Annotated in this window: 25 protein-coding genes; 2 read left to right on the top strand and 23 right to left on the bottom strand. The window is 37.9% G+C overall.

Features of this window, described 5'->3' with window-relative positions; genetic code table 11:
* Window positions 1-45: 45 nt before the first annotated feature.
* The 18 genes from ACIFUW_RS09710 to ACIFUW_RS09795 form a co-directional block, all read right to left on the bottom strand.
* Window positions 46-666, bottom strand: a complete 621-nt coding sequence (locus ACIFUW_RS09710) for a sugar transferase (RefSeq protein WP_002321165.1) — start codon at window positions 664-666, stop codon at window positions 46-48.
* On the bottom strand, window positions 656-1,774 hold the full coding sequence (locus ACIFUW_RS09715) for a DegT/DnrJ/EryC1/StrS family aminotransferase (RefSeq protein WP_002301460.1): 1,119 nt from the start codon (window positions 1,772-1,774) through the stop codon (window positions 656-658). The genes ACIFUW_RS09710 and ACIFUW_RS09715 overlap by 11 nt, the downstream gene beginning before the upstream one ends.
* Window positions 1,771-2,466, bottom strand: a complete 696-nt coding sequence (locus tag ACIFUW_RS09720) for an HAD family hydrolase (RefSeq protein WP_002346844.1) — start codon at window positions 2,464-2,466, stop codon at window positions 1,771-1,773. Before ACIFUW_RS09720 ends, ACIFUW_RS09715 begins: the two co-directional genes overlap by 4 nt.
* Window positions 2,459-3,424, bottom strand: coding sequence for an ATP-grasp domain-containing protein (locus ACIFUW_RS09725; RefSeq protein ID WP_002301462.1), 966 nt, complete (start codon window positions 3,422-3,424; stop codon window positions 2,459-2,461). The genes ACIFUW_RS09720 and ACIFUW_RS09725 overlap by 8 nt, the downstream gene beginning before the upstream one ends.
* An 11-nt stretch (window positions 3,425-3,435) precedes the next feature.
* On the bottom strand, window positions 3,436-5,253 hold the full coding sequence (locus ACIFUW_RS09730) for a polysaccharide biosynthesis protein (RefSeq protein ID WP_002356654.1): 1,818 nt from the start codon (window positions 5,251-5,253) through the stop codon (window positions 3,436-3,438).
* Window positions 5,254-5,265: 12 nt separating this feature from the next.
* Window positions 5,266-6,030, bottom strand: coding sequence for a tyrosine-protein phosphatase (locus tag ACIFUW_RS09735; protein ID WP_010728227.1), 765 nt, complete (start codon window positions 6,028-6,030; stop codon window positions 5,266-5,268).
* A 27-nt stretch (window positions 6,031-6,057) separates the two neighbouring features.
* Window positions 6,058-6,756 carry a CpsD/CapB family tyrosine-protein kinase gene (locus ACIFUW_RS09740; protein ID WP_010728226.1) on the bottom strand — a complete coding sequence of 233 codons (699 nt, stop codon included), beginning with the start codon at window positions 6,754-6,756 and terminating at the stop codon, window positions 6,058-6,060.
* Between the two features lie 11 nt (window positions 6,757-6,767).
* The gene (locus ACIFUW_RS09745) at window positions 6,768-7,547 is read right to left on the bottom strand and encodes a YveK family protein (RefSeq protein ID WP_010728225.1); all 780 of its coding nucleotides are present in this window, start codon (window positions 7,545-7,547) and stop codon (window positions 6,768-6,770) included.
* 15 nt (window positions 7,548-7,562) lie between these two features.
* Window positions 7,563-8,507, bottom strand: coding sequence for an LCP family glycopolymer transferase (locus tag ACIFUW_RS09750; RefSeq protein ID WP_002294932.1), 945 nt, complete (start codon window positions 8,505-8,507; stop codon window positions 7,563-7,565).
* Window positions 8,508-8,552: 45 nt separating this feature from the next.
* Window positions 8,553-9,332, bottom strand: a complete 780-nt coding sequence (locus ACIFUW_RS09755; RefSeq protein ID WP_010728224.1) for a hypothetical protein — start codon at window positions 9,330-9,332, stop codon at window positions 8,553-8,555.
* Window positions 9,333-9,722: 390 nt separating this feature from the next.
* On the bottom strand, window positions 9,723-11,798 hold the full coding sequence (glyS, locus tag ACIFUW_RS09760; RefSeq protein WP_010728223.1) for a glycine--tRNA ligase subunit beta: 2,076 nt from the start codon (window positions 11,796-11,798) through the stop codon (window positions 9,723-9,725).
* 1 nt (window position 11,799) lies between these two features.
* Window positions 11,800-12,717 carry a glycine--tRNA ligase subunit alpha gene (glyQ, locus tag ACIFUW_RS09765; RefSeq protein WP_002296161.1) on the bottom strand — a complete coding sequence of 306 codons (918 nt, stop codon included), beginning with the start codon at window positions 12,715-12,717 and terminating at the stop codon, window positions 11,800-11,802.
* A gap of 383 nt (window positions 12,718-13,100) precedes the next feature.
* The gene (recO, locus tag ACIFUW_RS09770; protein WP_002301248.1) at window positions 13,101-13,913 is read right to left on the bottom strand and encodes a DNA repair protein RecO; all 813 of its coding nucleotides are present in this window, start codon (window positions 13,911-13,913) and stop codon (window positions 13,101-13,103) included.
* 142 nt (window positions 13,914-14,055) lie between these two features.
* Window positions 14,056-14,955, bottom strand: coding sequence for a GTPase Era (gene era, locus ACIFUW_RS09775; protein ID WP_002288753.1), 900 nt, complete (start codon window positions 14,953-14,955; stop codon window positions 14,056-14,058).
* 14 nt (window positions 14,956-14,969) lie between these two features.
* Window positions 14,970-15,365 (bottom strand): diacylglycerol kinase family protein, encoded by a 396-nt coding sequence (locus tag ACIFUW_RS09780; RefSeq protein ID WP_002301250.1) that lies wholly within the window; start codon window positions 15,363-15,365, stop codon window positions 14,970-14,972.
* On the bottom strand, window positions 15,349-15,825 hold the full coding sequence (gene ybeY, locus ACIFUW_RS09785) for an rRNA maturation RNase YbeY (protein WP_002288749.1): 477 nt from the start codon (window positions 15,823-15,825) through the stop codon (window positions 15,349-15,351). The genes ACIFUW_RS09780 and ybeY overlap by 17 nt, the downstream gene beginning before the upstream one ends.
* A gap of 16 nt (window positions 15,826-15,841) precedes the next feature.
* Window positions 15,842-18,034, bottom strand: a complete 2,193-nt coding sequence (locus ACIFUW_RS09790) for an HD family phosphohydrolase (protein ID WP_002327770.1) — start codon at window positions 18,032-18,034, stop codon at window positions 15,842-15,844.
* A 23-nt stretch (window positions 18,035-18,057) separates the two neighbouring features.
* Window positions 18,058-19,029: a PhoH family protein gene (locus ACIFUW_RS09795; protein ID WP_002291698.1), complete on the bottom strand. Its 972-nt coding sequence runs from the start codon at window positions 19,027-19,029 to the stop codon at window positions 18,058-18,060.
* Window positions 19,030-19,734: 705 nt separating this feature from the next.
* Here ACIFUW_RS09795 and brnQ point away from each other — a divergent pair.
* Window positions 19,735-21,114: a branched-chain amino acid transport system II carrier protein gene (gene brnQ / locus ACIFUW_RS09800; RefSeq protein ID WP_002288744.1), complete on the top strand. Its 1,380-nt coding sequence runs from the start codon at window positions 19,735-19,737 to the stop codon at window positions 21,112-21,114.
* Window positions 21,115-21,267: 153 nt separating this feature from the next.
* Here the strand turns inward: brnQ and ACIFUW_RS09805 are convergent, their stop codons facing one another.
* The 3 genes from ACIFUW_RS09805 to ACIFUW_RS09815 form a co-directional block, all read right to left on the bottom strand.
* Complete coding sequence (locus ACIFUW_RS09805; RefSeq protein WP_002287318.1) at window positions 21,268-21,714, bottom strand: GatB/YqeY domain-containing protein; 447 nt, start codon at window positions 21,712-21,714, stop codon at window positions 21,268-21,270.
* Window positions 21,715-21,740: 26 nt separating this feature from the next.
* On the bottom strand, window positions 21,741-21,917 hold the full coding sequence (rpsU, locus tag ACIFUW_RS09810) for a 30S ribosomal protein S21 (protein WP_002287321.1): 177 nt from the start codon (window positions 21,915-21,917) through the stop codon (window positions 21,741-21,743).
* Window positions 21,918-22,078: 161 nt separating this feature from the next.
* Window positions 22,079-22,507: a Fur family transcriptional regulator gene (locus ACIFUW_RS09815; protein ID WP_002287322.1), complete on the bottom strand. Its 429-nt coding sequence runs from the start codon at window positions 22,505-22,507 to the stop codon at window positions 22,079-22,081.
* 91 nt (window positions 22,508-22,598) lie between these two features.
* On the opposite strand from ACIFUW_RS09815, the gene ACIFUW_RS09820 reads away from it, so the two are divergent.
* Window positions 22,599-23,459 carry a pyruvate, water dikinase regulatory protein gene (locus ACIFUW_RS09820; RefSeq protein WP_002330063.1) on the top strand — a complete coding sequence of 287 codons (861 nt, stop codon included), beginning with the start codon at window positions 22,599-22,601 and terminating at the stop codon, window positions 23,457-23,459.
* 91 nt (window positions 23,460-23,550) lie between these two features.
* Here ACIFUW_RS09820 and ACIFUW_RS09825 read toward each other — a convergent pair whose 3' ends face one another.
* Together ACIFUW_RS09825 and ACIFUW_RS09830 are read right to left on the bottom strand one after the other, a co-directional pair.
* The gene (locus ACIFUW_RS09825) at window positions 23,551-23,901 is read right to left on the bottom strand and encodes an ArsR/SmtB family transcription factor (protein ID WP_002321425.1); all 351 of its coding nucleotides are present in this window, start codon (window positions 23,899-23,901) and stop codon (window positions 23,551-23,553) included.
* Window positions 23,902-23,915: 14 nt separating this feature from the next.
* A complete protein-coding gene (locus tag ACIFUW_RS09830) occupies window positions 23,916-25,643 on the bottom strand; it encodes a phospho-sugar mutase (protein WP_085811444.1) in 1,728 nt (575 codons plus the stop codon).
* Window positions 25,644-25,816 lie beyond the last annotated feature (173 nt).

The following is a 25,816-nucleotide window of genomic DNA, read 5'->3' on the forward strand; positions in this document are numbered from 1 at the left end:
CCTAAATATAATGCAAGTCACAAAACTTGCATTAAGCTGCTGTATTTAACTCCCTTTAAATTTTTCTGGGATATTGTTATTGATTGTATTAATATTCTCTTTCTTGATTACTTTTTTACATGTCTGAATTATAATAATAAGATCATTAAAGAAACTAATTTTATCAACATAATAAACATCTAAATCAAACTTTTCTTCCCAACTAATAGCATTTCTTCCATTGACCTGAGCCAGTCCAGTTAATCCTGGTCTTACGTTGTGTCTTTTCCGTTGCTTCTCACTATATAGTGGCAAATACTCCACTAATAATGGACGAGGTCCTACGATCGACATATCACCTTTCAAAATATTCCAAAGTTCGGGTAGCTCATCCAGACTTGTTGCTCTAAGCATTTTCCCAAATTTAGTTAGTCGAATTTCATCAGGTAAATATTCTCCATTGTGGTCTCTTTCGTCAGTCATTGTACGAAATTTATACATGGAAAAAATTTTTTCACTTTTTCCTGGTCGTTCTTGTTTGAAGATAATTGGAGAACCAAGTTTAATTCTTACTAAAAAACCTACAATTAAGATTATCGGCGATAAAACGATGAGAGCAATTCCTGACAATAGGATATCTAAAATTCTTTTCCCAAAAAGCTGATAGAAAGTTTTTTTACGCATCATTGATCACTCTTTTAATCGTAGATACTACATATTTTAAATCTTCATCTGTCATCTTTGTATCTGATGGTAAACATACTCCTAAGTCAAATAAAGTTTCTGCTACATCATCGCCAATATAATCATAATTTTTAAAAACAGGTTGTAAATGCATAGGTTTCCATACTGGGCGGGCTTCTATATTATTTTTGTCTAACTCATCAATAAGATGATTCGCATTTATTCCCTTTATTGTTATGACACTTAACCAATAATTCGGTTCATTCCAATTATTTTCTGGCATGAATTGTATATTTGACAATTTAGACAATTCTTTTTTATAAAAACTATGAATATATCGTTTTTTCTCAATTCTTTCATTTAATACTTTCAATTGTCCTCGACCGATACCAGCAACGATATTGCTCATTCGATAATTATAGCCAATTTCATTGTGTTGATAATGGCGTGCCTTCTCACGAGATTGCGTAGCCCAAAATCTCACTTTTTCCACCTTTTCTTTGTCATTGGATACAAGCATTCCGCCACCTGAAGTTGTGATTATCTTATTTCCATTAAAAGAATAAATTCCATAGTCGCCAAATGTTCCAGTATATTTTCCTTTATATGTTGTTCCTAATGATTCTGCAGCATCTTCAATTAGAGTAACATCGTATTCTTTGCATATTTTAGTAATTTCGTCTAAATTAGCTGATAAACCGTACAAATGTACTACTAATACAGCCTTTGTGTTAGGATATTTTTCTAGTGCTGTTCGCAAATGTTCAGGTTTCATATTCCAAGTTTCGTAATCACTATCAACAAATACAGGTATAGCTCCTTGATAGAGAATTGGATTAGCAGTAGCTGAGAACGTCAAGGACTGACAAATCACTATGTCATCTTTACCGACCCCAGCCGCTTTCAAAGCTAAATGTATAGCTGCTGTTCCAGAAGATAATGCGGCAGCATGACTAGCTCCCACGTATTCTGCTAATTCTTTCTCAAATCCATTCACATTCGCACCTAAAGGAGCAACCCAATTTGTATCAAATGCTTCTTTTACATACTCTTTTTCATATCCTTCTTCACTCATATGTGGAGAAGCTAATAGAATTCTTTTACTTTTCATGAAATCACTCCCAAAAAATTTTTTATCTCCCATAACGAACGTATTTTTTTATCAGCTTGGTAAAATCTTTTGAACTTCAAACTGCTTTCTCTGTAAATACCATTTACTCTTTCTATTTTAATTGTTTGCATTCCTATTGATTTGGCAGTTATAAAATCTTTCAACTCATTATCGCCAATATATATACACTCTTGTGCCTTTAAATTAAACTTTTCTAACAATAAAAGATATGAGATAGGGTGTGGTTTCCACAATTCACGGCCTAATTCGTCAGTAATACAAATATAATCTACCAAATAGTCTACTTTCAAAGCATCCAATTTGTTTCGTTGGGTTATAGCATACCCATCTGTAATAATCCCCAGCTTGTATCCTCTACTTCTTAATTCCGTTAATAAAGTATCTGCATTTTCTAAAAAATTTATGTCTGGTTTGTGTTCTCGATATACATTTACCAGTTCTTTAATTTCTTTTTTACTATAAGGAATTTCAAAATAGTCATATAGACGATTAAATACATTTTTACTATCTTCAGCAAAAAGATCTAAAAGGACTCTATATATTTCGTCAAAAGTAGCCGGGAAAATTTTTTGCACTGCTAATCTTCTAGCTACACATTTGTATCCACTTTTTACATAATCATATTCAGACACAAGAGTGTCATCTAAATCAAAGATCACCGCTTTAATCATTATATACATTTCCTTTTTCATCTAAATAAATCGCTTGATCATATCTCAGTGCTATCATTTTATCTAAATAATTTTCTCTGTATCTCAAATTTTTTTTTGAATCTATCATCTTTATAATATATTCAGGGGAATTAGCTCCTGATTTAATGCTAATGGGGGCTCCTCCACCGTATCTTGCATTTATTTCTAAATAAAATATTCCCTTTTCGTTTTTTATACATTGAATAGTAATATGTCCGATTGCATTTAATTTTTCCAACATCTTTTTCGTAGTCTCAATTAGTTCTCTATCTTTAATAATCTGACCCTTCAGTATTTCCCCACCTCTAGTTGCTATTCTTTTTCTAGGAACAATACTTACTGGTGTCGAATCAAAGTTTAAGCAAACATCTATAGTATATTCTTCACCTAAAATATACTCTTGAATAAGAGGATTATCTATATATTCACTAAAAAACAACAATTCTTTTTCATTATTTACAATAAATGTGTTAACAGATGAACTACCATTCAGAGGTTTTATAAATACAGGAAATTTTGTAATTTCAGAAGAGTTTAAAATTTCAGGAGTTTTAAAACCATTTTGTTCAAAAAAAGCAGAAGTTAAAATTTTGTTCTCACAAATGTCGATGACTTTTTCTGAAGAAACTAATACAACTGAGTCTGTTTCATTTTCAATATATTTTTTATTTCTTGATAATGTTGATAATTCAGTATCAATAGTAGGAACAATTAATTTAATTTCAAAAAACTTTATTACTTTTATTAATTCCTCAATATAATTACTTTCTGAAACTTTAGGTAATACTATTTTTTCGTCACACATATATAGTGCGGGTGCTAGTTCAGAGCAATCTGCTCCAATGATTTTTCCTTCCATTTCATTATTGTTTAATGCTGTTTTAAATGCATTCACTAGTTCACAACGACGTCCACAACTTAATATTAAAATATTCAATTTTTAATCTCCTATCTATTCGAAGCATTTGCAAAAGTGACAATGTCTTTAGCCAGTTGTTCATCGTCTTGTGGCAGGCTCTTAACAAAATCCATCACTTTTTGTATTGAGTAACCTTTGATGTTTCCTACAAAGATTTTCTCATAAACTGCTTCATCATTTCTTTCCTTATCCAACAATAGTTCTTCATATAGTTTTTCCCCTGGACGGATACCTGTTTCAATGATTTCGATTTCGTCTTCGCTATACCCGCTCAATCGGATCATGTTTTTGGCTAGGTCTACAATCTTCACTGGTTCACTCATATCTAGAATAAAAATTTCGCCACCTTTTGCTAATGCGCCAGATTGAATAACTAAACGACTCGCTTCAGGAATCGTCATGAAGTATCGGGTCATACGAAAGTCTGTTACAGTGATTGGACCACCTTGAGCAATTTGTTCTCTGAATACTGGAATCACACTACCGCGAGAACCAAGGACATTCCCAAATCTGACAGCTGAGAATTTCGTACAGCCTTCTTCATTCAATCCAGTCACGATCATTTCAGCGATTCGTTTTGTTGAACCCATGACGTTTGGAGGATTGTTAGCTTTATCTGTCGATACCATGACGAAGTTTTTCACTTTTGCTGCTTTAGCTGCTTCTGCTACATTTTTTGTACCGAAAATATTGTTTTTGACTGCTTCTTTTGGATTATATTCCATCAGTGGTACATGCTTATGAGCAGCTGCATGGTAGACGATATCTGGATGATATTGTTCCATGATCTCATTGATTTTCTCGCGATCTTGGATATCTGCGATGATCGGTACGATTTCTGTAGGACAATTTTGATGATGCGTGCGTAACTCACGGTCAATCAAGTAGATCGAGTTCTCCCCATGTCCTAAAAGCAATAGCTTTGCAGGATTGAATTGAATGATTTGCCGACAGATTTCTGAACCGATCGATCCTCCTGCGCCGGTGACAAGAATGACTTTGTCTGTGATCTGATCTTTGATGGATTCAATATCCAGCTTTACCTCATCTCTTCCCAGTAAATCCACTACGTCAATTGTTTTTAATTTTGATACGCTAATTTTTCCTGAAGCAAGTTCTTCTATAGAAGGCATCGTGTTGACTTTCACACGAGCGGATTCGACTAACTCGAAGATTCTTCGTAATTTTTTTCTTGATAAGGAAGGGATAGCGATCGTTACCATTTGAATGTCATATTTTTCAATCAATTCCGGAATATCTTTTAATGCACCTAATACTTTTTTTCCTGAAAGATACGTATTTCTTTTATTTGGATCATCATCTACGAACCCGACAACGTGGATATCTTGAGCCGTTTTGGATCCAAGAAAGCTGTTGTATAAAATACGCCCGCCTTCGCCAGCACCAACAATCAATGTATTTTTAGCAGAATCTGCTGATACATATCTCATATTTTTTGTTTCGATGTAGATACGCCAGATCAATCGGCTACCGATGATCAATAAGAGCGAAAGCAGATAAGCAAAGATAACTAACCGTAAACTGTATCGCCGATTAATGAACAGCAGTATGAGGATACTTGAGGCAGCACTTGCAGATAGTGAACTAAAAATTGCAATGATCTCTCTTAAATTTGTATAGCGATTGATTCGAGTGAAAACTTTAAATAAACTACCATAAAATAAATAAAAACCAATCGACAAACCAATAGAGATTAAAATAAGGTCCATTGGTATAGCTACAAACGGCTTCATGAATTTAGCTGCTGCAATATTTGCAGCGATTAATAACAAGCTGTCCACAACAACCAATGTGGCAATTTTTCTTCTTCTTGTTAATACAAACACCCTACATTCCCCCTAAAATAAACCAAATTTCTTCTTTTTTACCTCTTCATAGACTGGATAACTGATTTCATCCCCGTTGATCAGATCCTTTGCGACTTGTTTCATCTGTACTACTTTTTCCTTACCAAAGTCCTTGCCAATCTGCTCATAGCACTCTTTTAAGTAAAAGGTGCGCTTAGAGACCCCATGGGCATCAGAAGCAGCCATCTGCACGAGATTATGTTTGACCATCGTTTTAGCTGTTTTCTGGATGTCTTTGCCAAACACCCCAACATAACTTGGCGCAGTAAGTTGGGCCAAACACCCCATATCTAGGAACGGAAGCAAATAATTCGGGTTTTTACGAAAATGCGCGTTACGTTCTGGATGGACGATCACTGGTGTCTTTCCTAGTTCTAACAACTCAAAAAAAAGCCGTTCTGCATATAACGGCACTTCCAGTGTCGGAAATTCGATCAGAAGATATGTATCATCTAAATCTGTAAATAAAATTTCATCTCGGTGGATGTCTTCGATGAGCGTTCCGGTAATACGTACTTCTTGTCCTTCCAATAACGTCAAAGGCAATTGTCTTTTCTCTAATTCGGCTTGTAACGAAGCGACTAGAGAAATGACTTGTGATTTTTCATTGCTGTATTTTCCATTATTGTGGTGTGGTGTGCATAAAATATGCGTGATGCCTTGCTGAATCGCTTTTTCAGCCATTGCAATACTTGCTTCTAAGTTTTCTGCCCCGTCATCGATTCCTGGTAGGATATGGCAATGTAGATCGATCATTTCTCTTGTCTCCTCTCTTCTTATTCCTTAATTTCCGTAGTAATAACCAGCATCTTTGCTATGTTCTGCTCCGTTGTATACAACACCTAAGACTCGTGCTTGTACCATCTCTAGCAGTTCTTTTGCTTTAGACAAGGATTCTTTACGTGATGTATTTTCACGTACGACCAATAAAGTGCCATCCGTTTTTGAAGACATGATCTGTGCATCTGTTACGGCTACTACTGGTGGCATATCGAATATCACCACGTCAAATATCTGTCTTGCTTCGGCTAGAATCTGATCCATTCTTGGCGAGCTTAACAATTCTGATGGGTTGGGTGGCTTAGGCCCACTAGGCAAAATCGACAAGTTCTCGACTGGCGTTCGTTGGATCACATCTGCTACACTTCCTGATGAACTAAGTGCTGTACTTAATCCACTAGCATTGCTCAACTGGAATGTTTTATAGACGACGGGTTTACGTAAATCTGCATCGACTAATAGAACCCGTTGACCGGATTTAGCAAAAACGACTGCAATGTTTGCTGCAGTGGTGGATTTTCCTTCTCCAGGACCTGATGAAGTCACGACAATCGTTTTGATTTGCTGACCAGCTGCGGAGGCAAACTGGATATTCGTCCGGATCGTACGATATTGTTCGGCGATTGGTGAAGATGGGTTTGTTAATGTGATCAAACTGACTGCATGAGTTTGTGCTGCTTTTTGTTTCTGTGTTCGTGCCATTTTTCTTCCTCCTAGACTCTTGAGCGGCTTCTGCGTGATGGCGCTGTTTTACCATTTGTAGCTTTTGGTCGTGCAGGAGCTGATCCTTTTTTACGGATACCAGCGTTCAATTCTTTCGCTGACATTTCTGGAACTGTTCCTAAGATTGGGAATCCTAATGTATCCGTCACATATTTTTCATCTTTCACTGTCCGATCGAGTAATTCGAATAAGAATGCCAGACCTACGCCTACCATCATTCCTAATACTAAGCCAATCACTAAATTCAATTTATTATTTGGCGAAACAGGTGTCGTATTGGCAACTGCACCTGAAATAATCGAGATTTTATCGACATTCATCACGTCTTTTGCGTTCTCTTGGAAAACTTGTGAAGTTGTGTTAGCGATCTGTTGAGCAGTCACTGCATTCGTGCTTATTGCCTGGATCGAGAACATTTGTGAATTTTGTGACTGATTGACTGAGATGGCCTCTTTGATTTGTTCAGCAGTCATTTTCACATTGTCTTCTGTTTCTAAACGATCTTTGACTTCATTTAGCACTAAATCACTGACGATCATATCTTTATACGTATTGATCATTTGCAGGTTCGTATTGACATCATTGACATTTGCTGTGTCTGATTGTGGCAGTGTCACGATCAATTGTGCTTGTGAACTGTATTTTGGTGTCAAGATGAAAAATGTTACGATTCCTGAGATGGCCAAGCCAGCAAACATTGAGATGATGATTGTTACCAAGTGTTTGCGTAATGTTTCAAAAATTTCTTTCAAGCTGATTGTCTCTTCCATTTTTTCTCCACTTTCCTATTTATTCTCTAGATTCATTTGATCTTTTAATTCTTTTTTCACACGATCAAGTTCTTGATCGCTGACTTTTTGATAGGAGATATTATCTTGCATGAAGCCTTCTCCTTGCAGCTGATCTTGCTTGATCGTACCAAATGCCTCCCGATAATCTAAAGCAATTTTTTTCATTTCATCAAAGCTCATGTCTGTTTTCATATTCGACTCTAGAGCATTCAAAACGGATTGATAGTTGCTGACACCGTTTAGACTCAATACTTTTTTCGCTACACCTTCTACGATCTTTCTTTGACGCTCTTGTCTACCATAGTCACCATTTGGATCTTCATAACGCATACGAGAATAAGATAATGCCTGATCCCCGTTCAAAGTAATTTTACCGATTGTAAAGTCATAGCCATCTTGTGAGAAAGTGAGGTCATTATTGACTTCGATACCACCAACTGCATCAACAAGTTCTTTTAGCCCTTTCATGTTGATAGAGACATAGTGATCGATTGGGATGTCTACATATTTTTGTACGGTATCCATCGCCATGGCAGCTCCGCCGAATGCGTAAGCGTGGTTGATCTTGTCTTTTGTGTCACGACCTACGATGTCGACATACGTATCTCGAGGAATGCTGACGATCGTTGTCTGTTTGTCTTCAGGACTGACTGTGGCAACCATCATCGTATCTGATCTTCCTTGATCGACCCGACCTAAATCTCCAGTATCAATGCCCATCAATAGAACAGAGAAAGATTCTTGTTTGTCCAGATCAACTGGTTTCGTTCGTTCTCCTTGGGTTCGTTCCACTGATTCGTAAGTTTTCTCAATAGAATGTGAGAGATCCAGATATAATTTTGCTCCTACTCCTACAATTGCTAATACTAATACGATAAGAACTGCTAAAATAATCAGAAATATTTTTTTCCCTCTTGATTTTCTTCTTCGTCTTGCCATAGTTTCCTCCGTTTGCTAACCTTGCTTGAATCAACGTTTTAACTGTCAATAGCTTATATTGCTATAGCCCATTTGCTGAGCAACAGTTTGTGCTTTTGTTGCGTATGCTGCGCGTATTTTTTCATTCCGGATCTGATCTATTTGACTGAGCACCGTCAAATATTGATCGTAAGTAGCGGTGGCAGTCACTTGACCATCCTTCAACATCGTATCGAATAACTGATCTAGTTGCGTGACTTGCGCGATCTGAGTATCAGCGAATCCTAGATATTGCATAACAATCGTTTTCCAAGGACTATCTTTAAAAAAGCTCATATTTTCACGTACACGAGCGACATCTGCACTTGTCACCTTTTCTTTGATGACGACATCGTCTACAGCTTGCTGCCAGTTTGATACATTTTTAGTAAATAAATCGTTGACAGCTGTCTGGATCTTCAGTTTTGATTCTGCACTATCTAACTGTGTCACGATTGCTTTCTTCTCATCTTGGATTGCAACAGCTTCTTTAGGCAATTCTGATTCTTTGATGTCGTAATCATCTGCTGAAAGTTTGACAGAGGATAGCTTATTTGACAAACTTGTGATTGTTTCTTCTGTTATTTCAGGGTTTAGAAAATTTTTTTCTTTTGTACTATACAGCTTGTCTACTTCTTTTGATAAAGAAGTCAAGGTGTCTTTTTGATTGGTGATGGCAGATTCTGCATAATTGATCCGTTGCTGATGTTGCCGCTGATTATTGATATGGTAACCAAACAAACAGATCGCAATAGCACCTGCACCTACCGCCACAGCAGTCAATGACTTGACGAATGGCTTTTCCATAGATTCACTCCTAAGTATTGATGATAGATAAATTAAGATATAATTCACTTACATAAAAATGACAGCTTTTTATTTTAAAAAACATAATTAAACTAATATATTCACAGAAATATTTGTAAACAAGTTTTCCCTATATAATCATACCACAAACTGTTTTCTTGACTAGGGCAATTTACGATTTAAAAATAAATAAAACATTAATAAGATAACAATTAATCGATTTCATTTTTATTTCCTTAATTTTCATAGGTGTTTTTAAAAGTTACACAAAAAATAAAATAACAAAAAAAATTAACATTGAATTAATAATAGTTATTTATATTTATAACAAATAAACCAGAGAAATAGCCTATTTTGTGCCTGTTCTCTGGTTTATTTACATATTAGAAATTATTTTGTGATGATTTGATCTAAACTTGCTAGTGACAAAGCCATGGCAGCAATTTGACTTAATTGCGTTAATCGGTTCTTACGTACTGCTGGTTCTTCTGCCATGACCATCGTCTGATCAAAATAATTTTCGATCAGTGGGCGAAGGCTTACAAGCTGATCATAATTTTCGTTGATCGTTTGGTCAGCAAAGCTTGTTTTCATTGCCTCTACTGCTTTGTGCAGTTCTTTCTCCGCTTCGTTTTCGAACAGTTCAGGGTCTACTTCTGATTGTTTTTCAAGCTCCGCTTTTTTCGCTAAGTTCACGACACGTGTCAAAGCTTCCATCGATGGTTTGAAGTCTTCATCTGCAAGATGCTGCTTGAACAATTGTGCTGCTGCAAATACTTTTGTCAGATCTTTTTGTTCTGCGTTCAAAACAGCTTCGATGACATCATGACGAATATTCTTAGTTGTCAATAATTGGCGCAGACGGCCTTTGATAAAGTCGATCACCTGTTGTTGTCCCGCTGACAAGCCAATGCCAAAACGATCCGTATCTTTACTGATAACTTCACTAATCGTTTCTTGCAGAACAGACAAAGGAAAGGCCCATTTTTTCGATTCGATGATTCGAACGACACCATATGCTTGACGGCGCAAAGCATATGGATCGTTTGAGCCACTTGGGATCATCCCAACTGCAAAGAAAGAAAAGATACTATCTAATTTATCAGCAATCGCTAAAACAGAACCTACTGTAGTCTCAGGTAGATCTCCTTCACTGGATATAGGCATGTAATGTTCACGGATCGCTGTTGCTACGGCTGGTTTCTCGCCTTTAAGCAGAGCATATTTTTCTCCCATGATCCCTTGTAGTTCAGGGAATTCTCCTACCATGTTGGTTACTAGATCAAATTTATAGATTTCAGCAGCGCGTTGCAGATCCATCAATTCTTCCTCAGATAGTCCTACTTGTTCGCCTATGATGCGAGCGATGACTTGTACCCGTTGCATTTTCTCATAGATGCTACCGATTTTTTCATGGAAAGTAACAGTTTTTAATTTTTCAACGTATTGGTCGATTGAAGCTTTCTTGTCTTCATTATAAAAGAATTCCGCATCTTCTAAACGAGCAGTCAATACTTTTTGATTGCCTCGTACCACATTTTCCAATTTTACCCGATCGCCATTACGAGCAGAAATAAAATGAGGAAGCAACATACCTTGATCGTTCCGTACTTCGAAATAACGTTGATGTTCTTTCATAGAAGTGACTAGTACTTCTTCAGGAACAGATAGATATTTTTCTTCGAAGTCGCCAGAAAAGACAGTTGGATATTCGACTAGATTGTTGACTTCTTCTAGTAAATCTTCATCTAGATCAATGATCCAGTGATTTTTTTCTGCTAATTCGTTTGCTTGTGTGATGATCATTTCTTTTCTTTTTTGCGGTGAAGCAATAACAAATTGTTCATTTAATTTTTCTTCGTATTCTTTTGCATGCGTAAATGTTACATCTTCGCCTAAGAAACGATGACCTCGAGAGGCTTTGCCTGTTTTGACATCCAAGATTTCGAATGGGATTACTTCGTCATCTAACAATGCCACGATCCAGTGAATAGGGCGGATATATTCAAAATCGTATTCTGCCCAATGCATCGTTACTGGGAAAGTGAGGCTTTTAATGACATCTGCTAAACCTGTCAATACTTCTTTTGCTTCTTTGCCGTGAGTGTATTTCGTTACATAGACATATTCCACGCCTTTTAATTCTCTAAAAGTGATAGCATCTGTCGTCAGACCTTGTCCTCGGACAAATCCTTCAGCTGCTTTCGTCCAGTTTCCATCTGCGTCCAAAGCAATTTTTTTGGCTGGTCCTTTGACTTCTTCTTCGCTGTCCGCTTGTCGTTCTGGAATATTTGTTACTTTGATTGCTAAACGGCGCGGTGTGGAAAATGTTTCGATCGTATCATAAGTCAATTGGTTTTCATCTAAAAATTTTGCTGTTTTTTCTTCTAATTGTTTCATGCTTGGTGTGACAACATGAGCAGGCATTTCTTCCAGCCCGATTTCAAGTAATAAGTCTTTTGCCATCTTATTCAGCCTCCTTCATGTTTTCTGGATTTGCTGTGTTTTTATTCAATAAAGGGAATCCTAATTTTTCGCGTTCTGCCACAAAGATTTTGGCTACAGCACGAGCCATGTTGCGGATACGGGAAAGATAACCTGCTCGTTCTGTTACGGATACTGCACCTCGGGCATCTAATAAGTTGAATGTATGGCTGCATTTCAAAATATAATCATACGCTGGATGAACAAGATTTTCATCGATACAGCGTTTAGCTTCTTTTTCAAAACGGTCAAAATTACTTAGTAGCAAGTCTTGGTCGCTTACTTCAAAAGAATATTTGGAATGTTCATATTCTGGTTGTTTGAAGATCTCGCCATATTTCACGCCATCAGCCCATTCCAGATCATAGACACTTTCAACTTCTTGAATATATGAAGCAAGACGTTCTAGTCCATAAGTGATCTCAGAAGTAACTGGTTTACAAGGTAGTCCTCCGACTTGCTGGAAGTACGTGAATTGTGTGATCTCCATCCCATCAAGCCATACTTCCCAACCCACACCGGCACACCCCATCGATGGGTTCTCCCAGTTGTCTTCAACAAAACGAATATCGTGTTCTAATGGATCAATTCCTAAAAGACGCAAGCTTTCTAAATAAAGCTCTTGGATATTTTCAGGTGAAGGTTTCATTACGACTTGAAATTGATGATGCTGATACAAACGGTTTGGGTTTTCTCCATAACGCCCGTCAGCTGGTCGGCGGGATGGCTCTACATAAGCAGCATTCCATGGTTCCGGTCCGATTGCCCGTAAGAATGTATATGGGCTCATCGTACCTGCTCCTTTTTCTGTATCATAAGCTTGCATCAGCATGCAGCCGTTTGATGACCAAAATTTTTGTAATGTTAAAATCATATCTTGGACGGTCAATTTTTTACTCATCTGTTTTGCCCCTTTCAATTTTTAAGCGTTGCTGTCAATAAGAATACAGGAAAGAAAACGACAAAAAGTCCCTATGTCTGATTACAGACATAGGGACGAATAATTTCGCGGTTCCACCCTACTTCCGAATAAAGATTCGGCAGCTTCATTTATCGTACTCGCAAGTGCCTCTTCAAAAATCGTTTGGGTCCGGCTTCCACTCTCCCGAACTCGCTAAACCACGTGTTTTTTACTGATCTTGGTCAATGTACGTATTCATTTTGCAGTTTTCTTGTTTATATAATAGATCCTCTCAGTGAACGATCTATTTAATCTACGGTTAATAATAGACGGAAGTCCCTGTATTTGTCAAATAGTTTTGATTTTTTTGTTGTATCTTTCATTTATTCTTCTTTTTCAGGTATCTCTTTTTCAGGCATATTTTTCTCTGGCGTCTTTAATACGTGTGCCCAAGACTTCATTTGATCAATGAACTTTTTGCTTTTTAGATGAATACCGACATATTCATCATACAACTGGTCAATGAGGTCACGGATTGCCTGCTTCGTTTCTTCTTTCAAGTGGATTCCACTGATCTTATCATAAGAAATAGCCGAAAACATTCGGACGAAATAAACAGCACGAGGATCTGCATGATAACGGTGTTCGTCCATTGGCCAGTGTTTCTCGCATATCACACCGCCATATTTGGAAGAATAGTCAAATTTTCCTTTTGTTTCTCCGCATACGACACAGTGAGTCCAAATTGGCGCGATTCCGAAGCGTTGCAGTATTTGAACTTCAAAGATATTCGTGATGATTTCTGCATCATCTCCTTGATCCATCCGCTGCAGAGCTTGTTGCGTAAATTGGAATAAATGCGGGTCATATTGATGATCTTCGATTGCTGCATCTACTAGATTTAGCAAATAGGTACCATAACCGCTCAAAAAGATATCTTCTTGGATGTTCCGAAACGCATGGACGTCTTTGACACTGCTTAAAAACGACAAACCTTCACTTCGAAAATTACCGATATAGACTGCTTCGGTAAAGGGGAGCAAAGCCGGAGCTAATGGCTGATTTTGCCGATGGATTCCTTTGATATAAAACATCATTTTGCCAGAAGATTCCGTAAAGATTTTGACTAATTTATCTTTTTCTTTGTAATTACGGCTAGATAAAATCAAGCCTTTCGATTCTGCAAGCTGGCTCATATTCTCCCTCCTAAAAAATAAATCTGGAAAAGCAGATTCTGCCGATCCAGATTATTTATGTTTCGATCTTCCGCCGTTTTTCTCAACGTGCGGATTTTTATCCAGTTTATTTCTATACTTAACCTATAAGAAGTTCAGAATATCAGTATTCATCTTTTCGGTAGCCGAAGTCTTGCAGATAGACTTTTTTGTCTCGCCAGTCTTTTTGGACTTTGACCCAAAGTTCTAGAAATACTTTGTCTCCTAAAAGATTTTCGATATCCTTTCTTGCTTTCGTTCCTACTTGCTTCAGCATTTTTCCGCCTTTGCCGATAATGATTCCTTTTTGGCTATCTCTTTCGACGATGATCGTGGCCTGGATATGGATTTTATCATTCTCGTTTCGCTTCATCGAATCAACAACGACTGCGACAGAATGAGGCACTTCGTCTCGTGTTAAAAACAAGACTTTCTCACGGATCAATTCAGAAACGATGAAGTATTCAGGATGATCAGTCACTTGATCATCTGGAAAATATTGTGGGCCCTCTGGCATTTCACTGACTAATACATCCATTAAGCGTTCGACATTGTTTCCTTCTGTAGCAGAGATCGGAATCACTTGTGCAAAAGGCATCTGCGTCGAATAATCTTCGATGATTCCCAGCAACTCGTCTGGATGGATCTTATCGATTTTATTGATAATCAGATAAACAGGAGAATGCACGTTTTTTAGACGTTCAATAATAAAATCGTCTCCCCGGCCGCGTTTTTGATCAGCACTGATCATAAATAAGACTGCATCCACTTCTTTCAACGCACTGTAAGCTGCTTCTACCATAAAATCTCCTAGACGATGCTTTGGTTTATGGATTCCTGGTGTATCGATAAAAATCAGCTGAGCTTCTGGTGTAGTATATACTCCTTGGATTTTATTTCTAGTTGTCTGTGCCTTGTCACTCATAATGGCAATTTTTTGACCCACGATTCGGTTCAATAATGTGGATTTTCCTACATTCGGGCGGCCGACGATTGCGACAAACCCTGATTTATGTTCTGGCATATACGTTCTCCTTTTTAATTAAACAACAAATGATATATTTTAGGGACAAATAAAATCAACCCAATGATGACAGCAAAACAAGCGGTCACTAAAACTGCTCCAGCTGCCATATCTTTGATTTTTTTCCCAATCGGATGAAAATGAAAATCCGTAAACATGTCCACTACATTTTCAAAAACAGTATTGATGATCTCTACTATCCAAACGAGAAAAACAGCTAAAAGCAGCCATAACCACTCTATCCGATCAAGCTGGAAAATCACGCCCATAAATAAAGCAAGAATACCGAACGCAACATGTTTCCTCATATTGCGTTCTTCCTCAAAAACGGTTTTGACTCCTTGGACAGCAAATTCCACAGACATCAGGAAATGTTTGTTTTTCTCTACGTTTTTATCTTTTGAGTCCATAGGCATCCAAGATCTCTTTCTGTAAACCAAACATTTCTTTCTCATCTTCTGGTGTCATATGGTCATACCCGTTGATATGCAAGAATCCATGTACCGCTAAAAAGCCAAGTTCCCGATCATATGAATGGCCGTAAGCTTCTGCTTGTTCAGCAGCACGTTCAATAGAGATCATGATGTCTCCTAGTACACGAGGTAATGGATTCTCTCCATCTTCAAAAATCACTGGGATTTCGTCTTCGCCTTCTTCTTCCAGAGCAAAACTGATGACGTCTGTCGGTGCATCTTTTCCACGGTAATCACGATTGATTACTTGGATTGCCGCATTGTCCATGAAAGTAACAGACATTTCTGTTTCCTCTGGCAGCTTTAAATAAGATGCTGCAAATTGCAGCAAGTCATCGATTTCTTTCATTTTCTCTTCTGAGACTTGGTTTGTTTCATCCATAAAGGTAATATCCATTATACATCGCTTCTTTCTATTCTTCTTGTTCTTCCTTTATCTTCTCAACTTCTGTTTTCATTTTAGGATATTTGATCCGAGAATGGAAGGTGCTACTTAAACCGCTGATTAATGATTTTTCCACTTTTCGGATTTCTTTCAAGGTCAGTCCACTATCGTCTAATTGACCATCGGAAATACGCTCTTCGATAAGATTATGGACAAAACTTTCGATTTTTTCGCTCGTCGGATGATCCATTGCCCGTACTGCAGCTTCACAACTGTCAGCAATATTGACGATCCCTGCTTCACGACTTTGCGGTTTTGGTCCAGGATAACGGAATTGCTCTTCTGTTACTTCCGGATTGCGTTCTTTCGCTTTGATGTAGAAATAACGCATTAGCGTGGTTCCATGATGCTGTTTGCAAATATCGATCACCATTTGCGGCATATTATAATCTTCCAATATTTTGGCTCCATCTGTCACATGTCCAAAGATAATATGTTTACTGTCTTCTGGCAATAAGAAATTGTGCGGGTTTTCCGCTCCTGAAGGCAAGTTTTCAACGAAAAAGCTAGCATGTTTGATCTTGCCGATATCATGATAATAGCAAGCTACTCGAGTTAGCAAAGAACGTCCGCCGATTTCTGCTACAGCGTTAGCACTTAGATTAGCTACCATCATACTATGATGATAAGTACCTGGCGCTTCTTCCAGCAACTGTTTCAATAAAGGATGATTTGGATTGCTGAGTTCATTTAATACAATTACACTGTCATCATTGACCATCAATTCAATATATGGGTGTAGACCGATCGTCAGCAAGAATGAGAAGAGTGCACCAGTGAACCCGCAGACGAGCATTAACCAAGTCGTTGCATCACCAAAGCTCATTCCTTGATAGACGATCAAAATGACATCCATCATCACAGGAAAAATAATGACCCACATGGCAGCAGATAATCCTTGTTCTGAGATCCGTTTGCGTCTGACAATCGTTGCCATGAGCCCAGAGAAAACATAAGACATCAAGATAATCGTTAGAAAGTTCGTGCCAATCGAATCATAAAAAATGAAAAGTGCGGATACTGCTTGGAAAATACCAGCCATGATCCCTGCTCTTCGATTCAAGAAAAAGCTTAAAACAAGTGGTGCAAAAGCAGCGGGATAAAACAGCGGGATATAAGTAGCTTGTTCCGTTTGGAATAATTGGAAAAATTTCATCAGCACTATGCTGACTGACATAGCTGTCACATAGAAAAGCACGTATTTTGTTCTTTCTCCTGCATTTTGGAATTGAAGTGAATTATAAATCAGTACGCCGATTTGAAGCAAAACAGCTAAAACCATGGCAATTAGCGGAAAAATCGAAGTTGTTTGATTAGTCAGTCCTAGTAATTCCAATTTTTTCATAGCTGAAGCATCGATTTGATTACCTTCACGAACAATGATTTCTCCTTGGAAGATCATCACTGGCTGTACAGCTTCTCGTGCGGATTGTTTCAATTCTTCTGTCTTTTTCTCATTCAATACGTCATTCACTACGATACCTTGATCCACTAAGTAGCGAATCATTTGTTGTTGTGCTGGTGTGACATTCAAATATTGGATTTGCTCTTCTGCTTCTTGTTTAAAAGCTTCCAATTCACTTTCACGAACTTGTTTGCTCATCTGTTCGTCAATGAGCTTCAGACTCTCATCCCTCACAGTATGAATCTCAGTTTCAGTCATTTCAAATATCGTCGAATAAAAATTGTTCGGTAGTTTTTGATAAAACACAACATTTTCTGCATTCACATTTTCAAAATTTTTCTTCAGCGCGGCGATCCGCTCTTCTGTAGTAGGCTTTGGGATATTTTCATCTTCCTTTGCCTTATCAATCTTTTCGTCATAAGATTTGTTGATGGCATCATTCGTCTTATCGATCAATTCAAATAGTTGCTTGATCCGATTGTTCTGGTCATCTGCAAGATCTTTTTGGTAAGTGTATTCTGGAGTGACTGCTTCTGCTGCCAGTTTTCTTTTTTGTTCGGTTTCTTCCGTGTTCTCGATCGTTTTGTTCGCACGGATACTTTCTTCTGCTACTTGGCCTTCTCTGAAATCATTGACCTTTTGTTTGACACTACTAAATGTAACGCCGCAGATAATGATAAAAAACAAGAACAGCAGGAAAGGCAATGCTGCCTTTCCAAGTTTTTCTTGTAGTTTCTGCAGTGTTTTATTCAACATGTGCTTATCCTCCTAAGCAAAGCTTATTCTTGATGGAGATCTGCCTTTTCATAAGCTTTGATGATTTCGGCAACTACAGGGTGCCGAACAACGTCACTTGCTTCAAAATTAACAAAATCGATTTTCTTGATTTGCTTTAATGTTCGTTCTGCATGAACAAGACCACTTGTCGTCCCTCGAGGCAAGTCTATCTGACTTGTATCCCCATTGACAATCATTTTTGATTGATAACCGAGACGGGTCAAGAACATTTTCATCTGAGCGACTGTCGTGTTTTGTGCTTCGTCCAAGATAACGAATGCATCATCCAATGTTCGCCCCCGCATGTAAGCTAAAGGTGCGATTTCGATTACGCCTCGTTCCATCAATCGGTTCGTATGATCCAATCCAAAAATTTGGTATAAAGCATCATAAACAGGCCGCAGATAAGGATCCACTTTTTCTTTTAGATCCCCGGGAAGAAAGCCTAGATTTTCACCTGCTTCCACAGCAGGCCGCGTCAAAATGATTTTTTGCACTTCACCTTTTTTCAAGGCAGCGATTGCTAATACTACTGCAAGAAAAGTTTTTCCTGTCCCGGCTGGTCCTACGCCAAATACGATATCATGTTTGGCTACCGATTCGACATATTTCTTTTGGCCGCTGTTTTTTACCCGTATAGGTTTTCCATTACGGTCTTTGACGATCTCTTCCTCATACATCTCAACAAAATAATCTAATGTACCTTTTTGCCCCATTTTCAATGCCGTCACAACATCGGGCGTACTTACGTGGATTCCTCGTTTGATCAATTCCTGTAATGTCCGAATGACTGAGGCAGCCAAGGAAATCTGGGATTGCTCACCAATGATCTGAATGATTTCTCCACGTGTATGGATGGTTGTTTCCGTTGTTTCCTCAATCAGTTTTATATGCTTGTCGTGTGCACCTAAAAGCATGCTGACATCATCAGCAGCCGTCAATCTAATCTCTAAAGAACTAGACTCTTCCGTCAAAAATAGACATCCCCTTTTTTTCGATTAATTCTTTCCTATTTTACCATACTCAGAAGAAACTATATAGCAAATAAGAAAAGGTTCTAAAAGAGTTGCTTAACCATAAGTACCAAGAAACGTTAAAAAACTAGCCGCTTCCATTCTCTAAAGGTCTCGTTTGAATAAAAAAAGCTGATCATGTAAGCTATGCATAAGATAGAGGACAAGTATTCCGTCTAACTTAGCAAGTATTCTCTGGGTATTTTTCTTGTTTCAAAAAAAGAAAACAAAATATTTGAAATATTCTTGCATTTCAAAAAAAACAGGTGTATTATAACGTCAACAAATAAATATACAGCAAAGCGTCGAGGAAAACAGTAGGCTATTCAGTGATTTATTCCCAGTGAGTCATGTAAGTGAGAAATGACAATAAATCGAATAGACGAACATCATTTCCGAGTCAATGTCGAAAACGTAGATCATTGTGGCTGCCTCCATTATCAGGCTAGCGGATAACTTTATCGAAAAGCGTCCGTGAATGAAGAAGCTTTTTTAAGCGAAAAAAGGTGGTACCGTTCTAGAATCTAGAGCCCTTTTCCCAAGTGGAAAAGGGCTTTTTTTATATTTTAAGGTGGTGGTTTTCATGGAATCTGATATTAGTGGTATTTCTAGTTTCTGCAACGTTTATTTTGTTACTCAAAATGATAATTATTGGAGGAAAAATTTATGGAAGAAACAAAAACTTATTCATGGAAGCAATTATTGATGGTCAGTTCACTTATCTTCGGGATGTTCTTCGGGTCAGGTAATCTGATCTTTCCTGTACACTTAGGTCAAATGGCTGGATCAAACTGGATCAGCGCTGGTGTAGGATTTGCCATCTCAGGCGCTCTTTTCCCATTATTAGCTATCTTAGCTGTAGTAGTGACAAAAAGTGATGGTCTGTATGACTTAGCTAAACCTGTCGGAAAATGGTATGCTGCCTTGTTCTTGATCCTTGTTCATTTAACGATCGGACCATTCTTTGGTACACCGCGGACAGCAGCAACTGCTTTTGAAATGGCTGCTAAACCCTTTTTGCCTGAAAAATATGATTCATTAGGTATGTTTTTATTCTCTGCTCTTTTCTTTTTACTTGCTTATTTCCTTACTGTACATCCAACACGTTTGGTCAAATATGTCGGAAAGTATTTAAACTCCTTGTTTCTTGCATTATTAGCTATCATTTTTGTCGTTTCTTTATTCCAACCCATGGGGAATCTAAACCAATCTGCTGCAGATTCTTATCAGACGAACGCTTTGACAAATGGCGTTTTAGAAGGATACAACACGGTTGATGCAGTAGCTTTACTTGCTTTAAGTGTCACTTTTGTCCATGCAGTTCGTGATCTTGGTTTTAAAGATAAAAAAGTCACAGAATTAACAGCAAAAGCTGGTAGCCTGAGCGTTGCGTTAGAAGTCATGATTTATTTTGGTCTGGTCCTTCTCGGTGCGATGAGTTTGAATAAGATGTCTTTATCAGAAAATGGCGGAACTGCACTTTCTCAGATCACTAATTTTTATTTAGGTAACTTCGGTGCTAGCTTCTTAGGGGTAATGGTCACATTAGGTGTCTTCACTACTGCTATGGGACTCGTTGTTTCTTTTGCACAAGATTTCCATAAACTGTTCCCTAAAGTCAGTTATATGACATGGCTGCGGTTAACGACTTTTGTCTCTTTTGTCGTTGCGAATGCCGGATTGGATAATATCATCCAATGGTCTTTACCAGTATTGATGCTTTTGTATCCATTGTCACTTGCGTTAATCTTACTTTCCTTAACAGCAAAATTCTTCCAAAAGAGTCCATTTGTCTATCAAGTAACGATGTTCTTTTCTGCCGTTCCAGCCGTATTGGATATGTTGGCAAATTCGCCTGCATTAGTGAGTCAGCAAACTGTCGTAGCAAGCTTACTAGGATTTTATCATCATTATGTTCCTTTTGCTGCATTAGGTCTTGGCTGGGTCGTCCCAACGTTGCTTGGTTACGCTGGCAGCTTGCTCTTTTATTATGTATATCGCGTATCAGGATATAAACAAGAAGCAAGTGAGTTACCAGAAGAATAACCAAATCAAACACAATTTAACATAAGAGATATTAAACAGGAAAAAAACAGCTAGAAGAAAGAATAAGATTCTTTCTTCTAGCTGTTTTTTAGTTCTTTTTTTACGAACACAAAAAACTGCGGATAATCACTGTCCGCAGTTTAAATGATAAAATTAAGATTGTAATAGTTCTTTCACAATCGCATTCACTTGGTTTCCATCTGCTTTTCCTTTGACTTTAGGCATAATTGCACCCATAACTTTGCCAAATTCTTTCATTGATGAAGCACCAGTTTGAGTGATTGCTTCTTGAACAAGTTGTCGAATTTCTTCGTCGGAAAGTTGTTCCGGCATATATTTTTCGACTATTACAATTTCACTTTTTACTTTTTCAGCTAAATCGTCACGTCCTGCTTCTTCAAACTCATGCAAAGAATCACGTCGCTGTTTCATTTCACGAGACAACACCGTTAGTTCTTCTTCTTCTGTCAAGTCGTGACCTTCTTTAATCTGCTCGTTTTGTATAGATGACTTGATCATTCGGATGACTTGTAAAGATTCCTTATCTTTCGCTTTCATCGCTGCTTTCATGTCATCGTTTAATCTACTTAGTAGTGACACACTACCAACTCCAATTCATCACAGAACTAGAATTTTTTGCGTTTTCTAGCTGCTTCAGATTTTTTCTTGCGTCTTACACTTGGTTTTTCGTAGAATTCACGTTTACGAGATTCTTGTAAAGTACCCGCTTTTGACACGGAACGTTTGAAGCGACGAAGAGCATCGTCAAGTGATTCGTTTTTGCGAACGACTGTTTTTGACATGTTAATTCCCTCCCTCCGAGCTTAAAAAGTAACCGTAATTGTTATTGAAATATATCTCAAAAAACAAGACTGTCCTGTAAATATTATATCTAATGCTGTTTTGACCGTCAAGGAAATCTTGCTTTTTTTTTAAATTATCAAATGTTATTTTATTTAAATCCTTATTGACAATTTTCACATCTTCCGAAAATCTCGAATCTATGCCCTTCGATCGTGCATCCACCTAGCTGTTCTTCGAAATAATTCATCGGACACATATGGATTTCTTTCGTTGTTCCGCACACTGTACAGATAAAATGATGGTGATGGCCGATTTCCCCCTGACAGCAATGAAAACGAAACTTCATTTCTCCATTTAAATCGGTTTCTTCCAGTAAATCGATCTCTGCAAAATCATGGAGATTCCGGTAAATCGTATCATAACTTACCCCTTTGAATTCCTGATTCATATAGTCAAAAACTTCTTTAGCAGATACGTAGCGGTTACGCTTCACTAAATAAGTTAACAATGCTTCTCTTTTTTTAGTATATTTAAAACCGTTATTTTTCAATGTTTCTAATGATTGTTCGATCAATGTCTGTTTTTTCATGACTTATTCCTCCAAATCAAAATGATTACGAAGTACGCATTCTAGAGTATGGTATAATAAACATAAAAAAAATGCAAGTGAGGTTTTATCCATGACTTCCGATTCTACAGAAATCGTTACTTTTTTTGTCATCTCCGACTCTGCTGGAGAAACTGCGACAAAACTAGCGCAAGCTACTATGGCTCAGTATCCTACCGTTGAGTTCAACCTATTCCGCAGAACGTTCGTGACAGATGAAAAAACATTAAGGCAGGCATTGCAAGATGCATTAGAAGAAAAAGCACTTGTCCTGCATACATTAATCAATCAAGAACTGATCGAGATAACACGTTCTTTTTGTGAAGAACATCAATTATTTAGTTTTGATGTGATGACGCCACCGATATCAGAAATTGAACGTTTAACTGGTATCAAGCCAATTCGGCAACCTGGTGCCCTCCATTTATTGAATGAGAACTATTTCAAACGGATCAAAGCAATGGAATTTGCTGTAAAATACGATGATGGGAAAGATCCTCGTGGTTTTTTAGAAGCAGATGTCGTTTTGCTAGGCGTATCCCGAACTTCCAAAACGCCTTTGAGCTTGTTTTTAGCTAACAAAAATTTAAAAGTTGCCAATTTACCTTTGATCCCACAAGCACATATTCCCAAACAGCTTTGGGAGATCGATCCTAAAAAAATCGTGGGACTAACGAATAACCCAGATATTTTAAATAATATCCGTAAAGAACGGATGCGCTCTTACGGATTAAACCCTGATACTGCTTATTCCGATATCGAAAAAATTAGAGCTGAACTCGATTTTGCGAATGATCTTTATGAAAAACTAGGATGTGTAGTGATCAATGTAGCATCTTTATCTATTGAAGAAACGGCTTCGCTTATTTTGAATGCTTTAGACCTAGAAGATCATAGTTATTATGGAACTGAAACAACAGAAAAAAGCGATTGATCATTTTTGTCTTTTTCTTAAAAAACACTGGAGTGTGACAACGAAGAAATTTCGTTGTCACACTCCAGTGTTTATCTATTTGCACCTATCGTTATTGATGTTCCACATGTTTGAGTGTCTGGTTCAAAATATCCAGTACATGAGAATCATCAAGACTATACAAAATCGCTTTTCCCTCGCGATGAGACTTGACGACATGATTTTCTCTTAATAAACGTAGTTGATGCGATACAGCAGACTGCTCCATTTCCACTGCTTGGGTGATTGCTGTCACATTTTGTTCCCCGTCTTTCAGATATAGCAGAATTTTAAGACGAGTGGGATCACTCAACATTTTGAATAATTGACTGACTTTCTCTACTTTTGATTTTTGCGTGTCTGGCAATCCATTCACCTCCAACTTGAAAAAAGACTGACTTCTAAAGTTTACCACTTTTTCCATCAGTCTCAAGTTTTTTATTCTTCTGTCATCTTTTTGATAATCGCTTCATAAGAGGCTACTTTTTTGGCTGCGTCTTCTGTAGAGCTTCCTTTTACACCAATATAAAACTTGATTTTCGGCTCAGTTCCTGAAGGGCGGATAGCAATCCAGCCATTTTCTTCCAATGTATATTTCAATACGTCGGATGGCGGTGTTGTGAGTTTTTCTACGTTTCCTTCACGGTCTGTTCTCGTCAATTCTTTAAAGTCTTCTGTTTGAATAACTTTTGCTCCGGCAAATTCTGTCGGTGCTTCTTTACGGAATTTTTCCATCAAAGCAGAGATTTTCGCAGAACCTTCTTGTCCGCTCATTGTCACAGAAATCGTTTTTTCTGCGAAATAGCCATAGGTTTCAAAAATCGTTTGCAAGCCGTCATACAACGTTTTGCCTTGTTTTTTATAGTAAGCTGCTACTTCTGCTAATAAAAGCAATGCTTGGATCGCGTCTTTATCGCGAACAAAAGGTTTAACTAAATAACCATAACTTTCTTCGAATCCAAACATAAAAGTATGTGAATGGTTTTCTTCGAATTGTTGGATTTTTTCAGCAATGAATTTAAACCCTGTCAACACATTGAACATGGTAGCACCGTAGTGTTCCGCAATTGCTGTAGGCAATTCGCTGGAAACGATTGATTTCAATACCGCTGCGTTTTCTGGTAAAGTGCCTCTTGATTGATGTGCTTCCAAAATATATTGAGCAAACAATGCTCCGATTTGGTTCCCAGTCAATACTTCATAAGAACCATCTGGCAAACGAACCGCTGCGCCTAAACGGTCTGCATCAGGATCTGTTGCAATCAGCAAGTCAGCTCCTTCTTTTTCTCCAAGTCGTATAGCATATTCAAAAGCTGAATGTTCTTCTGGATTTGGCGATTTGACCGTAGTGAAATCTGGATCTGCCACAGCTTGTTCGGGAACTAGTACGAATTGTTCGAATCCAGCTTGTTTCAACGCGCGTTCGCCCAACATTTTCCCTGTTCCATGAAGTGGCGTGTACACAAGTTTCAAATCTTTCCCCATTGTTTCAACCAATTCACGATCAATCGTCACTGCTTTGATTTCTTCTAGATAAGCAGCGTCCACTTCTTCTCCGATGATCGTGATCAACCCGCTATGTTTAGCTTCTTCGTCAGATAATACTTCGACTTTTAGCGGATTGCTGACTTCACGGACATATTTCGTCAATGCATCTGCGTCTGCAGGAGGCATTTGTCCGCCATCTTCTCCGTAGACTTTATATCCATTGTAAGCCGCTGGGTTGTGAGATGCGGTTACCATGATTCCCGCAAACGTCTTCAAATGACGAACTGCAAAAGAAAGCTCTGGTGTTGGACGCAGACTTTCGAATACATAAGACGGGATATTGTGATGTGCCAGTGTTTTGGCTGCTTCCATTGCAAATTCTGGTGACTGATGGCGTGAGTCATAAGCGATAGCGACACCTCGGCGTTTTGTTTCTTCACCTTGTGTATCCATGAAACGTGCTAGTCCTTCTGTTGCTTGTCTTACCGTATAGATGTTCATTCGATTGATCCCAGGTCCTAAGATTCCCCGCATGCCTGCAGTACCGAATTCCAACGGTGCATAAAAAGCATCTTCAAGTTTTTCAGGATCTTCACCCAGATCATTTAATTGTTTTTTTAAGTTTTCTTCTAAATTTTCTTCATGTACCCATTGTTCATACACTTGTTCCCAAGACATGAAAATAACACCTCTTTCTGAAATATGGTTCTTAATAAGTATAGCATTCACTTATTAGATATGAAAGTATGAGGACCAAAAAACGCTTAAATCAAGAAAGGATTCTTTTATCAAGCATGATTGCAAGTATTCACATAAATCGGATTCAGTGGATTTCACGCGAAAAAAAAAGA

The sequence above is a fragment of the Enterococcus sp. PLH-Efm8 genome (assembly GCF_053011625.1).